This is a genomic window from Pseudomonas sp. NPDC099000 (genome assembly GCF_044759925.1).
In the GTDB taxonomy this organism is placed as follows: domain Bacteria; phylum Pseudomonadota; class Gammaproteobacteria; order Pseudomonadales; family Pseudomonadaceae; genus Aquipseudomonas.
The window spans coordinates 68,883-81,765 of record NZ_JBIWAF010000018.1; the positions used below are offsets into that span (position 1 = coordinate 68,883).

Genomic DNA, 12,883 nt, shown 5'->3' on the forward strand with positions numbered 1-12,883 from the left:
CCGCCACCCGCGACTCCCGCCCCACCGCCCTACCGGCAGCCGGTTCTGACTGTGCAAGAAGTATTCAAGAAAACGCCACTGGAAAACTCAGTGATGCGTAACGGCGATACGCTCAGCTATCAGGTCCACACCCCGGCTTACACTCGCGATGGTTTACCGAGCGTTGTACAGCTGCAAGCGGACTGCAAGGTCCCCGATGTCAAACTGCTGTTCCTCGACAACTTCCCGATCGCAACGACGGATGGCAGCCACCAGCACACACCGTTGACGGTTCTGATTCCCAAGGAACTGGCAGCCGAGCTGGCCAGCAAGCCGCACTTCAGCGAAGCCTGTAGGCGCACCGCAGCGTCGGACTGGCGCGTTGTCCATCGCACTGAAGCCGCACGCTGGGTGATGATCGACGTCAACAGCCTGAAAACCGAGGGCAACGTCAGCCGGTTCTGGGGCGGATACGACGAACCCGCGCTGCTCACCGACAAACCCAACCTGCAACTGTTCGGACAGACACGCGAGCGCTATGAAGTCGATTGCGCACGCAAGGCCTATCGAGTACTGAGTTCATTCCAGCTTGGCCCGAATGATAGGGTGTCCATGGGCGGGGTACTGAACAACCCGTCGCAACAGGCCTTCGCTCAAGGCAGAGCGGACACCCAGACCTTGCTGAACGTTGCGTGCGCCGCCCCCTTGCAGCGCTCGACACTGCCTGCGTATGCCGCCCGCGCCAAACTTGCGCTGAGCTACCAGATAGAACCTGTGTCCGCTTCGGTATTGAAAGCCATCACCGATTTAAAGCTTGCACCGCCCTCCCGGACACTCAAGCGCACGGTGTCGAACATCAATAACACGCTCTTATATTTTTCAAACTCAAGCACGGAAAATGCGCTGGTGTTCGACACCGACGCTCAGAGCGGACAATTGCGCGAGCGCCGGGAAAAGGCTCCAGTTGGCCGGTACATCGTCAGTTTCAGGGGGTTGTTGCCACTGGCAGAGCAATATTCGCTGACCGACAGCAAGCGAAACAGACCGCCGTTATCCACCGTCACCGATACCCAGCAATTGAGTTTCACCGGCGACTGGCAACGCATGCCGGTGGGTGCGTCATTGGAAATGCGCGCCAGCAAACGGGAACGAAGCACCCTCGATGGCGAAACAATGAAACGGGAAAGTGTGCAGTGCATCGTGCAGCGTGTGCTCGACGCAGCCCAGGTCAACAGCGAACTGAAAGGCCCCGCCAAAGAACTGCGCTGTCAGTTTGACCTTGGCCAAAAGCTCAAACGTGACAGCAGGATTTTCTACCTTGAAGACTACGCTTACTTCTTTCTGTCCTCGTCCACGCTAGGGGGCACCGAGAGTCGGGTAACGCTGGTCAAGGTCGAAGAGTAAAGAAAAACCCGGCACTTGGGCCGGGTTCTTTTTATCGCCTGTCATCGGATAAAGGGGTTGGCTCATCCGCTGGCGGTACGTCCTCGTCAGCGGCCGGATCCTTCCAGTCTTCAGGCCGATCGGCGTCTGCGGCAGCCGGGTCCAGCGAAGGGTCCCTGCCGGGCGGAGCATCGTGATCCAGCGTCGGCTCGTCGGTGCCGGGCATCGGTCTGGTCGGGTCGGTATCGGGTGTTCCACCCTGGAACATTGAGTTGTTAGCCATGACGCACCTCACTGATGAGGTCCAGCAAATCTGGGCCGTACTCGTTGGAAGGGGCGTGGGAATGGCGTGCTATCGACTGGACAAACGGTCGTCAGACGCCGGCTGAAAACCGGTCGCGGCTGTTGGTCAGGTGCAGCCACATGGCGGCGCGCGCAGCGTCCGGGTCTTGCCGTTTGATCGCGTTGAGAATCGCCTCGTGCTCGAGGTTGGCCAGCTGCCCCAACTTACTCAGATCCGCCGCGCCACGCTCGGCGGCATTGACCCGGGTCCGCGGAATCATGGCGCTGCCCAGGTGCTGCATGATTTCGGTGAAGCACACGTTGCCGGTGGCTTCGGCGATCAGCAGGTGGAAGCGCTTGTCGGCTTCAACGCAGCTGTCGTTGTTGGCGAGCAGGCTTTGATAGTCGTCGAGCGCTTCGCGCATCTGCATCAACTGCTGCTCGGTGCGACGGCTCGCCGCCAGCGCGGCGGCCTGGGTTTCCAGGCCCATGCGCAACTCCAGGATGCTGCGCACCCCCAGCGCGGTATCGACATTCAATCGCAACCCCTGCTCCGGTGCACGTTCCAGCACAAAGGTGCCGATACCGTGACGGGTTTCTACCAGGCCTGAAGCCTGCAACTTCGAGATCGCCTCACGCACCACGGTGCGGCTGACCCCGTGCTCCTGAACAATCGTGTTCTCCGACGGCAGCTTGTCTCCCGGCAACATCTGCCCGAGCAAGATGCTCTGGCTCAATTTGGCCACCAGGTCATGGGCCAGGTTGTGGGTGCGCTTGCGGGCAGGCGCGTCGAAGTCTTCTTGCATGGCGATCATCCGGTAGCAGGGCTAACGGAATCGTAGCACTGCGCTCGGCTGGAATCTCAAGAAACCAACAAACAACTTGTATGACAACATTCAACAAATGGTCATAAACCGCCATCAACCAAACAAAGCCGAAGCGCAAAAAGAATAACAATCCGCAGAAATAGCGCCATTTAGCTGGACAAGAGTCCTTGCAGCGAAAAAACCTAGTTGTATGATGTCTATCAACATCGCGATACCCAGCCGCACCCCGCATAAAAATAATCAGTGGGAGATAACGCAGTGAATACATCCATATCCGGGATAAACGATGGCGCCGATTCGGTCCTGAAATCCGCCATCTCGAAAGTGAAACGCCATGTACTGCCGCTGTTCGTGATCATGTTCATCGTCAACTACATCGACCGGGTGAACATCGGCTTTGTCCGTGCCCACATGGAGCACGACCTGGGCATTGGTGCCGCCGCCTACGGCCTTGGCGCCGGGCTGTTCTTCATCGGTTACGCGCTGTTCGAAGTCCCTTCCAACATCCTCCTGCAAAAAGTCGGCGCGCGAATCTGGCTGACCCGCATCATGCTGACCTGGGGCCTGGTCGCCGCTTGCATGGCCTTCATTCAGAACGAAACCCACTTCTACATCCTGCGATTCCTGCTGGGCGTGGCTGAAGCGGGATTCTTTCCCGGGGTGATTTATTACTTCACGCGCTGGCTGCCTGGCGTCGAGCGTGGCAAGGCAATTGCCATTTTCCTCAGCGGTTCGGCCATTGCTTCACTGATCTCCGGCCCGCTGTCCGGGTTGCTGTTGCAGATCAGCGGATTCGGGATGCATGGCTGGCAGTGGATGTATTTCATCGAGGGGATGTTTTCAGTCGGGCTCTGCGTGTTCGTGTGGTTCTGGCTGGACTCCAAACCCCACGACGCCAAATGGCTGACCCGCGCCGAGCAAGATGCGCTGGTCAAAGCCATCGATGACGAACAACTGGCCCGGGAAGCGGCGACGCCGATCAAGCCGTCGTTGGGCACGCTGCTCAAGGATCGCCAGATCATCCTGTTCTGCCTGATCTACTTCTTCATCCAGCTGACCATCTATGCCGCGACCTTCTGGCTGCCGAGCATCATCAAGAAGATGGGTGACCTCAGCGACATTCAGGTCGGGCTGTTCAACTCGATCCCATGGTTGCTCTCGATCGTCGGCATGTACGCCTTCGCAACTTTGTCCGCCAAATGGAAACACCAGCAAGCCTGGGTCGCCGCTGCCCTGCTGATCGCGGCGGCCGGGATGTTCATGTCCACCACCGGCGGGCCGATCTTCGCCTTCGTGGCGATCTGCTTCGCGGCGCTGGGTTTCAAGTCGGCATCGTCGCTGTTTTGGCCGATCCCTCAGGCTTATCTGGATGCGCGAATCGCGGCGGGCGTGATCGCGTTGATCAACTCGGTGGGCAACCTTGGCGGCTTCGTTGCGCCGACCACGTTCGGCCTGCTCGAAGAACACACCGGTTCCATTCAGGGCGGGCTGTACGGCTTGGCCGCAACGTCGATCATCGCCGCGATCATCGTCTTCGCCGCGCGTAATACACCGAAAACCGCACCTGCCGTTGCCCTGGGCAAACCAGCGCCCAATCACGCCTGAATCTCTGTTTTGAAGGACAAGACAATGAACCCACAAGACACCGCCAAAGCCCCGATCATCACCAGCATGCAAGTGATGCCGGTGGCCGGTCATGACGGCATGCTGCTCAATCTGAGCGGCGCCCACGGCCCGTTTTTCACCCGCAACATCGTGATCCTCAAGGACAACGCCGGTCACACCGGGGTCGGCGAAGTGCCGGGTGGCGAGCGCATTCGCCAGACGCTCGAAGATGCACGTTCACTGGTGGTCGGCAGCCCCATCGGCACGTATCAGAAGATCCTCAATCAGGTGCGCCAGACCTTCGCCGATCGCGATGCCGGCGGTCGCGGTTTGCAGACGTTCGACCTGCGCATCACCATTCACGCGGTCACGGGCCTGGAAGCCGCCCTCCTCGACTTGCTCGGTCAGCATCTGGACGTGCCGGTTGCGGCGCTGCTCGGTGAAGGCCAGCAGCGGGACGAAGTGAAGATGCTCGGTTATCTGTTTTATGTCGGTGACCGCAACGAAACCGACTTGGCCTATCGCAGCGAACCGGAGGCCGACAATGACTGGTTTCGCGTGCGCCACGACAAAGCCATGACCGCCGACGCCGTGGTGCGCCTGGCCGAGGCCGCGCACGCTCGCTACGGCTTCAAGGACTTCAAGCTCAAGGGCGGCGTGCTCAGCGGCGACGAGGAAATCGAAGCCGTCACCGCGCTGGCCGAACGGTTCCCTGACGCGCGCATTACCCTCGACCCGAATGGTGCGTGGTCACTCAAAGAAGCCATTCGACTGTGCCGCGATCAGCATCACGTGCTCGCTTACGCCGAAGATCCGTGCGGGGCGGAAAACGGGTATTCGGGTCGTGAAGTCATGGCCGAGTTTCGCCGTGCCACAGGCCTGAAAACCGCGACCAACATGATCGCCACCGACTGGCGGGAAATGGGTCACGCGATCCAGCTGCAATCGGTGGACATTCCCCTGGCCGACCCGCATTTCTGGACGATGCAGGGTTCGGTTCGCGTGGCGCAGATGTGCCACGAATGGGGGCTGACCTGGGGCTCTCATTCCAACAACCACTTTGATATTTCCCTGGCCATGTTCACCCATGTCGCGGCGGCCGCACCGGGGGAAATTACTGCAATCGACACGCACTGGATCTGGCAGGACGGGCAGCGCCTGACCAAGGCTCCGTTGCAAATCGTTGGTGGTTGCGTGCAGGTGCCGAAGAAACCGGGATTGGGGGTTGAGCTGGATCTGGATCAGTTGGCCAAGGCTCATGAGTTGTACAAAGGCATGGGGCTGGGTGCGCGGGATGACAGCGTGGCGATGCAGTTTCTGATTCCGGGGTGGAAGTTCGATAACAAGCGGCCGAGTCTGGTGCGCTAATTCTTCGAAACCACCTCATTCCCTGTGGGAGCGGGGTTGTTGCCGGACTTTGTGAAAATCGCCAACCCCTTGTAGGAGCGAGCCTGCTCGCGATGGCGGTGTAACAGTCAATGATGAAGTTGAATGTTATGGCCTCATCGCGAGCAGGCTCACTCCCACAGGGTTTTGTATCAGCCCGAAGCTTGCAGCAGCCACTCCTTGAACATCGCCATCGCCGACGTTTCAGCCCGCGACTGCAAGCGCGTCAGCCAATAGCTGCCAGTGGTGATGCCGATGTCGAACGGCTGCTCGATCGCCCCTGCCGCCAGTTGCCGGGCGAACATCAGCGGTGGCGCCAAGGCAATGCCGGCGCCTTGTAGCGCCGCCTCCATCATGGCCAGCGAGGAGTCGAAGACGATGCTCTTGGGCGCCGGCGTATTGGCCGGCAACCCGGCGGCCAGAAACCACTCGGACCACTCGTCCGTGCGATAGGAACGCAACAGCGTCTGCTTGAGCAGATCGGCGGGCTCTCGCAACTGCCCGGCTATTTCCGGGACGCAGAGCACCGACAACGGCGCCTCGATCAGCTTTAACGCCTCGATCCCGTGCCAGGCTCCAGCGCCAAACCGGATGGCGTAATCCAGGCCTTCGGCAGCCACGTCCACCCGGTTGTTGTTGGTCGACAGGCGCAAATCTATGAACGGATGTTTCGACTGAAAGTCCGCCAGCCGTGGCAACAGCCAACCCACCGCAAACGTCCCCACGGCGCCCACGGTCAACACTTCACGAAAATGCCCGCCCTCGAAACGCTCAAGGGTTTCGGCAATCCGGTCGAAGGACTCGCGCAACACTGGCAACAAGGTTTCGCCTTCACTGGTCAGCATCAAGCCGCGGGGCAAGCGTTTGAACAGCGTCACGTTAAGCTGGGCTTCAAGGCTTTTGACTTGATGACTGACCGCTGCTGGCGTAACGAACAACTCCACCGCCGCCCGAGTGAAGCTCAAATGGCGCGCGGATGCCTCGAAGGCGCGCAATGCATTCAGCGGCAGATGAGGACGAATCATGCCCACTCCCAAATTTTTCTAATGGCTAACCCGAAATATAGTCGTTTGTCGATTCTCGCCCGACTGCCTAGATTTGGCGCGCCCGTCAGCCGTCCGGTGTTGGATCCGTTCGGAGTGTAGCGGTTAAAGTAATGGCAACTCATGGAGAGTGGTTCCAATCATGTACAAATTTCATCTGCCAAGACTGGCGTCCCTCAGCGCTTTCGCCGTGTTGCTCGGCGCAAGTCACTGTATGGCCGCAACAAAATCCGACGATCAACTCGACGCTCTGGTGAAAGCAGCCATCGGGCCGGTCATGCAACAACAGAATATCCCTGGCGTCTCGGTTGCGATCACCTTGAAGGGTCAGCAGCATTACTTTAACTACGGTGTGGCGTCGAAAGAGGACGGTAAACCCGTCAGCAAAGACACCCTGTTCGAAATCGGTTCAGTCAGTAAAACCTTTGCCACCACGTTGGCTGCCTACGCCCAGGCCACCGGCAAACTGTCTTTGTCTGACCGGGCCAGCCAGGTGTGGCCTGAGTTGCGCGGCAGTGCGTTCGACACCATCAGCGTGTTGCAACTCGCCACTTACACCGCTGGCGGGTTGCCACTGCAGTTCCCTGACGAGGCCGATCACCCGGACAAAATGCTCGCCTATTTCAAACAGTGGAAACCGGTTTATGCCGCGGGCACCCACCGTCAGTATTCGAACCCAAGCCTGGGGCTGTCCGGTTATCTGGCAGCCAAAAGCATGGGCCAGCCCTTCGATGATTTGATGGAAAAAAACCTGCTGCCCAACCTCGGCCTCAAGCACACCTACCTCAAGGTGCCGCAGGATCAGATGGGGCTATACGCCCAGGGTTACAACAAGGAGGGCAAACCGGTGCGGGTGAGCCCGGGCGCGCTGGATTCGGAGGCGTATGGCGTGAAAACCAGCGCGGCAGATTTGCTTCGTTATGTTGAAGCGAACCTGAAACCGGCAACGCTGGAGAAGCCATTGCAGCAAGCGATTGCCCTCACTCACAGCGGTTACTACACCGTGGGCGAGATGACGCAGGGGTTGGGTTGGGAGCATTACCGTTATCCGGTCAGCCTCGATACGTTGCTGAGTGGCAACTCGACGGAGATGGCGATGCAGGCGCATAAAGTCCAGTGGCTGAACCCGCCGCAACCTGCGCAAGACGCGGCATGGTTCAACAAGACCGGGTCGACAGGTGGTTTCGGCGCTTATGTCGCGTTCGTGCCTTCGAAAGATATCGGCATCGTGATTCTGGCGAACAAGAATTACCCGAACGCCGAGCGAATCAGGATTGCTCACAATATATTGAGTGCCCTGACGGAATAACCCAGAGCAACACGGGCGCCTGTAGCAGCTGCCGAGCCTGCGAGGCTGCGTTCGGCTGCGAAGCAGTCGTAAAACGGCCACCTAATACTTTCAGACAAACCGCATACACCGGATCACGACTGCTACGCAGCCGAACGCAGCCTCGCAGGCTCGGCAGCTGCTACAAATACCGTTTGGGCAATAAAATGGGCGACCTCCTTTGAGGTCGCCCGTTGTCGTTTTTGCGTTCACTCAATGCCGGGTCGGCGTAGGAGCGTCAGGCGCATCGTTCCTCGGATCAAGATTGTCCCGGGCCTGATTCACCAACAACTCCGCAATCCCCGCCAACTGCTGAATCGCCCCCAGCATCACCCGGTTCTTGCCATCCAGCTTGACGGCAAAATTCACAAGCACCGCATTCAGGGACGCAAGGGTTTCGCTGGCCTGATGCAAGAGAGTGAGGGTGTCGACGCCCGGAGCAATCGTGAGGATCTGGTTGATCGGGACGGAACGCCTGGGCTTGCGCACTCGAATGCGGGTGTCGCGCTCGGCCGTTTCGCCCAGCCGGACAAGCTTCAGGTGAGTGGCGTCGGTTGGGCGTTGCGGATCATTTTTGCCGAACTTCTTCATAGACGAGGCTCCTTTCTGGCCATTGGTTATTTCGTCCCTGGATCCCTCAATGTTGCGGACTCCCACGTCCGACCGCGATGGTTGCGGTGGCTGACGAAGGCTAACGGTGCGCTCTGACAGAAACCAGTTCATGAAGTCCGACAGGACTTGCAGGAAATTTCCGAGACCAATGAAACCAATACGCCGCCCCGCGTAACACCTGATTTTTTGTAGCAGCTGCCGAGCCTGCGAGGCTGCGTTCGGTTGCGAAGCAGTCTTAAATCCTGCACACGCGGTTTACCTGATAGACCGCAGTGCCTGATTTCACGACTGCTTCGCAGTCGAACGCAGCCTCGCAGGCTCGGCAGCTGCTACAGAGACCTGCACAGCCAAAAAAAATGGATGACCCCTTGAGGTCGCCCATTGTCGTTACTGCGGCCGCAATCGTCGTCCGATCACATCCATCAAATCAACACGCGCGGCGCAGTGGCCCCGCTCCCACCGCTATCGCGAGCAGGCTCGCTTGCACAGGGGTTAGTAGGCGTTCAATCATCCGGCATTTCCGGGGGCTTGGTCGGTTTGGCGGGTTTGCCCGGTTTTGCGCCGTTGGCGCCTTTGGCGGCCGGTTCGGTAACCACGGGCGTTGTGACCGACGGCGGTGCGGCTTCTTTTTCAGTCGCCGGCAAGGCATCGATGGTGTCGAAAATCTTCTTCAAGTCGACCGACTTTGATTCATCCCCCGAGCTCTCGAACTTCTTCTCGCCGTCCTTGCCCACCAGGATGACTTTGGGCAAAGCCCCCGCGCCGAGTTTCAGCGAGCGGATCAGTGCCATGGTGTCCTGCTGGCCGAGATCCTTGCCGTCCAGTTGACCGAACATGTTCAGCACGGTGTACACCCTGATATTGCGCTGGGCGACACCGTCCTTGTTGGCCGGATCGTTCAGCGACTTTTTCAGGTTCACCCAGACCGGGTCAACCGTGCTGGGAGCAATCACAATCAGTGGCCGGGCCCTGCCCTTGTCAATGTCCAGCGGTGAGCCGTCTTCGGCGGCGAACAAGGGACCGACGAAAGCCAGCAAGGTAGTCAGGGTCAAAGACCTGATGAGCATGCGCATCTCCTTTTGATATCCACGCTCTAATGATTGCGCATCGCGGCGATCGTTCCGGGTGACGCACCGCAATTGTGTTCCGCCTTGACCCAAGCTTAGGTCAGGGCGGTCATTGCGCAACAGGCTGAGCTAATCTCATCACTCATAACGACCCACCTGATCCGCCGTGAGGACCCCGCCATGAGCGCTCAGTTGAACCACACCATCGTCTGGTGCCGAGACAAGCAGATCTCGGCCCATTACCTCGCCGAGATCCTCGGCCTGCCCGCTCCCGAGACGTTCGGGCCGATGCTGGTCGTCAAGTTCGACAATGGCGTGTCGCTGGATTTCTACGACAACGACCCGCCGATCGCCTCCCAGCACTATGCGTTTTTGATCAGCGACGAGGATTTCGATGCGGCCTTTGCACGCCTGCAGGCGCGCCAGCAGCCCTGGTGGGCCGATCCCGGCAAGCAACGGCCCAACGAGATCAACGATTATGGCGGTGGCCGGCGGGTGTATTTCGATGACCCGGACGGGCATCTGCTGGAAATGCTCACGCGCCCCTGATTCTGGAGGCAGTGCGGGTTCAAAACGATGAATGCGACCCTGGTGTCAGGATAGTTGTCGCCCCTGCAGTTTTTCCTGACAAAGCATATCGGGGGCGCAAAGAGACTGGTCGTGCCGTACTATTCACCTGAACGCGGAGCCCCATTACTTAACGGAGTTCTCTGAATCAAGGCCAGACAGGTCTGAATGTTCTCGGCGGGGCGTTCGTCATCCTTGACCAGCAGAATGCTGTGCTCCATATCCTCCTCCCGTTACCGCTTTAAAGTTGAGACGAACGCGGGTTCCTACCTGCTCCTGGCTGGTCAGTTCCACCGAGCCATCGAAACGCTCCATTATCCTTTTGACCAGGGCCAGGCCCACGCCCAACCCGCCTTGTTTGGTGGTGAAAAACGGCCTGAAGACCATTTGTTGCTGCTGTTTGGTCATGCCCTTGCCGGTATCGCTCAGGATCATGCACACATGGCCGGTCTGCGGCGATTCAATCTCGATATTCAGCACGCCGCCCTTGGGCATGGCTTCCAGGGCGTTGGCAATCAGGCTATTGAGAATTTGCGTCAGCAACACCTGCTGACTCAACACCGGCGGGCAGACCTTGGGCGTGAAATTGACTTCGACGCTGGAGCGTCTGATCAGCGCGTCGAAGGCACTCAGGGTGTCATCGATGGCCAACACCAGATCCACCGCCTCATAGTCGTCATTCATCGGCCGCAACGACATCAGCAATTCACGGACCCAACGCGACATGCGATCGACCTGATTGATGATGTCGCCGATGTTTTTCTGCGCGTTCTGGCTGGCGATTTCCTGGGCCAGTTCGGCACTGGAGCGAATGTTCGCCAACGGATTGCGCAAGCTGTGGGCCACGGCCGAGGACATTTCACCCAGCGCCACGAAGGTTTCGTTGGCGATCAGCTGTTTCTGCTGGCTCTCGAGCAGCTTGGCCGCACGCCGGACAATCCAGAATAGCCCGAGGTAGATGACGGCACCACCGAGCACGGTCGCCAGCCAGATCAACTTGAAACCACGCTGGATGCGCGCCACCAGGTCCGCAGGTTCTTTGTAGATCTCGACCATGGCGATCACTTTGCTTTTGTCGGCATTGAACATCGGGATGTAGTTCTCGATGAACAGGTACTTGGGTTCGCGCAGCAGCATCTGTTCGGGACGTTCTTCATCGATCTCGTGGTAGCTGGTGGATACGGTTTCCTTCATCTCGAAGGATTCGTCCAGCTCCTTATCGTCCTCAATGCGCACGCCGATCAACTCCGGGTTGGTCGACCAGACCACGGTGCGATCCAGGGCGTACACCGCCGCCAGCAGCGTGTCCGGCAAGTGTTCGACGTGATCGAGAAACTCTATGCGGGCAGCAGCGCGCGATGCCGGATCTACGTCGGAATAGGCATTGTCATCGCGCGGATCGAGCATTTCGCCCATGGTTCTGTTCGGGTTGATCGAGGCGTGGCGGATTTCCGCATCACCAATGGCCTGAATGAATTGCGCGGTCAGCAGGGAATCGCGCTCGATGCTTTCCTCGACGACGAAACGCGTAGATATATAACCCAGCCCCAGCGCCACGGCGGCGATGATGAAAAAACTGCCCAGGGAAAACCAGCGCAGCAGATTGAACTGGCCACTCAAGCCCGTGCCTTCTCCTGCCGCCGTGTGCGACGGCGCAGGTACTTTGTGTTGTTCGAGTATCTGCATGGGTGGCTCCTGAGTACTGGCAAGAAACCCTTTCATCGGATCAGTGCAGGTGGCATTGATCGAGCCCGACGGCTCAATGATTGTATTCAGCCGCTATTGCAGCTGCGCCGCCTGCAACGATTGTTGACGATCGGTTTCTTCCTGCAAAAAATCCATGATGGACTGCGCCGCGTTTTCATCCAGGCGCAGGTTGGGCATCGGGATTTTGTCGAAACGTTCAAACAGCTCCAGCGCAATCGGGTCCTTCTCGGCAAGCATGCGATCCGGTTCGCGGATCCAGCGATTGAGCCAGACGGGGTCTCGCTGACGGGTCACGCCGATCAGGTCCGGACCTATGCTGCGCATGCCGATGCCCTGCCCGTCTTGCGGCCCGAGGCTGTGACACGACGCGCAACGAGTGCGAAACAATTCTTCTCCGTTGCTCGGCGGGCGGATCTCGGGCGCATTGGCGTAGCTCCCCTCGGCACTGGCCTGCTTCCAGTTCTGCAAGGTATTGGCCAACTGATCGGCGAGGATCCACGGGTTCTCGAACGGCGAGGCTTTCATCCAGCGACCGGTGCTCTGGTTGCCAACGATCAGGCTCAGGTTGTGATCCTTGTTGCGTCCGTTGTCGACGCCTTCGATAAACAGCCCGAGTTTTTTTCGCAGGTCGGTAACGGCCTCGAATTCGCCGGTGAGAAACTGCCAGCCCGGTCCGACCTTGAAACGCTGGGCGTAGGCTTTGAGCACCTCGGGGGTATCGCTCAGTGGGTCGATGCTGATCGAGTAGAAAAAGATGTCCTTCCCGACCCGGTCCCCGAGCAACTGTTGTATTTGGCGCAGGCGCGCGGTTTCCAGCGGACAGGAGTCGCTGCACGTGGTGAAGATGAAGTTGATCACCACCACTTTGCCCTTGATCAGGTCCTCGAAAAAACGCACCTGCCGACCGTCCTGATCGGTCAACAAGGTGTTGGGGAAGTAATCGCCGCCCCAGGGTGTCGCCGATTCCGTCGGTGACGGTGCACTTTCATGAGCGAGCAGCACCCAAGCGGCCAGCACACAGGTGACCAGCAGCAAAATCAGGTGCATGCCCAGGGCGCGGGAGCGCGGCGTACGTGATGTCATGTCGGCTCCCCTGCG

The 12,883-nt window shown here is 59.0% G+C and carries 12 protein-coding genes; 5 read left to right on the forward strand and 7 right to left on the reverse strand.

The features are described from left to right. The first annotated feature begins 51 nt into the window (after nucleotides 1-51). Entirely contained in the window at nucleotides 52-1,383 is a 1,332-nt protein-coding gene (locus ACIQV9_RS20035) for a hypothetical protein (RefSeq protein ID WP_403104794.1), read from the forward strand. 31 nt (nucleotides 1,384-1,414) lie between these two features. On the opposite strand, the gene ACIQV9_RS20040 is transcribed toward ACIQV9_RS20035, so the two are convergent. Continuing rightward, the gene (locus ACIQV9_RS20040) at nucleotides 1,415-1,645 is read right to left on the reverse strand and encodes a hypothetical protein (RefSeq protein ID WP_403104797.1); all 231 of its coding nucleotides are present in this window, start codon (nucleotides 1,643-1,645) and stop codon (nucleotides 1,415-1,417) included. 91 nt (nucleotides 1,646-1,736) lie between these two features. Next, a complete protein-coding gene (locus tag ACIQV9_RS20045; RefSeq protein WP_403104799.1) occupies nucleotides 1,737-2,450 on the reverse strand; it encodes a FadR/GntR family transcriptional regulator in 714 nt (237 codons plus the stop codon). A 279-nt stretch (nucleotides 2,451-2,729) separates the two neighbouring features. Here ACIQV9_RS20045 and ACIQV9_RS20050 point away from each other — a divergent pair, with 279 nt between their 5' ends. After that, complete coding sequence (locus tag ACIQV9_RS20050; RefSeq protein ID WP_403104802.1) at nucleotides 2,730-4,076, forward strand: MFS transporter; 1,347 nt, start codon at nucleotides 2,730-2,732, stop codon at nucleotides 4,074-4,076. Nucleotides 4,077-4,100: 24 nt separating this feature from the next. After that, on the forward strand, nucleotides 4,101-5,444 hold the full coding sequence (gudD, locus tag ACIQV9_RS20055; protein WP_403104804.1) for a glucarate dehydratase: 1,344 nt from the start codon (nucleotides 4,101-4,103) through the stop codon (nucleotides 5,442-5,444). A gap of 170 nt (nucleotides 5,445-5,614) precedes the next feature. Here gudD and ACIQV9_RS20060 read toward each other — a convergent pair whose 3' ends face one another. Then, nucleotides 5,615-6,487, reverse strand: a complete 873-nt coding sequence (locus ACIQV9_RS20060; protein ID WP_403104807.1) for a LysR family transcriptional regulator — start codon at nucleotides 6,485-6,487, stop codon at nucleotides 5,615-5,617. A gap of 160 nt (nucleotides 6,488-6,647) precedes the next feature. On the opposite strand from ACIQV9_RS20060, the gene ampC reads away from it, so the two are divergent. Continuing rightward, nucleotides 6,648-7,814: a class C beta-lactamase gene (ampC, locus tag ACIQV9_RS20065; RefSeq protein WP_403104810.1), complete on the forward strand. Its 1,167-nt coding sequence runs from the start codon at nucleotides 6,648-6,650 to the stop codon at nucleotides 7,812-7,814. A 231-nt stretch (nucleotides 7,815-8,045) separates the two neighbouring features. Here ampC and ACIQV9_RS20070 read toward each other — a convergent pair whose 3' ends face one another. Together ACIQV9_RS20070 and ACIQV9_RS20075 are read right to left on the reverse strand one after the other, a co-directional pair. Further along, the gene (locus tag ACIQV9_RS20070) at nucleotides 8,046-8,423 is read right to left on the reverse strand and encodes a DUF6124 family protein (RefSeq protein WP_403104813.1); all 378 of its coding nucleotides are present in this window, start codon (nucleotides 8,421-8,423) and stop codon (nucleotides 8,046-8,048) included. A 524-nt stretch (nucleotides 8,424-8,947) separates the two neighbouring features. Next, complete coding sequence (locus ACIQV9_RS20075; RefSeq protein ID WP_403104816.1) at nucleotides 8,948-9,511, reverse strand: DUF4174 domain-containing protein; 564 nt, start codon at nucleotides 9,509-9,511, stop codon at nucleotides 8,948-8,950. 180 nt (nucleotides 9,512-9,691) lie between these two features. On the opposite strand from ACIQV9_RS20075, the gene ACIQV9_RS20080 reads away from it, so the two are divergent. Further along, on the forward strand, nucleotides 9,692-10,060 hold the full coding sequence (locus ACIQV9_RS20080; RefSeq protein WP_403104819.1) for a VOC family protein: 369 nt from the start codon (nucleotides 9,692-9,694) through the stop codon (nucleotides 10,058-10,060). Nucleotides 10,061-10,267: 207 nt separating this feature from the next. Here the strand turns inward: ACIQV9_RS20080 and ACIQV9_RS20085 are convergent, their stop codons facing one another. Then, complete coding sequence (locus ACIQV9_RS20085) at nucleotides 10,268-11,764, reverse strand: sensor histidine kinase (RefSeq protein WP_403104821.1); 1,497 nt, start codon at nucleotides 11,762-11,764, stop codon at nucleotides 10,268-10,270. Nucleotides 11,765-11,857: 93 nt separating this feature from the next. Beyond that, entirely contained in the window at nucleotides 11,858-12,868 is a 1,011-nt protein-coding gene (locus ACIQV9_RS20090) for an SCO family protein (protein WP_403104823.1), read from the reverse strand. Between the last annotated feature and the right edge of the window lie 15 nt (nucleotides 12,869-12,883).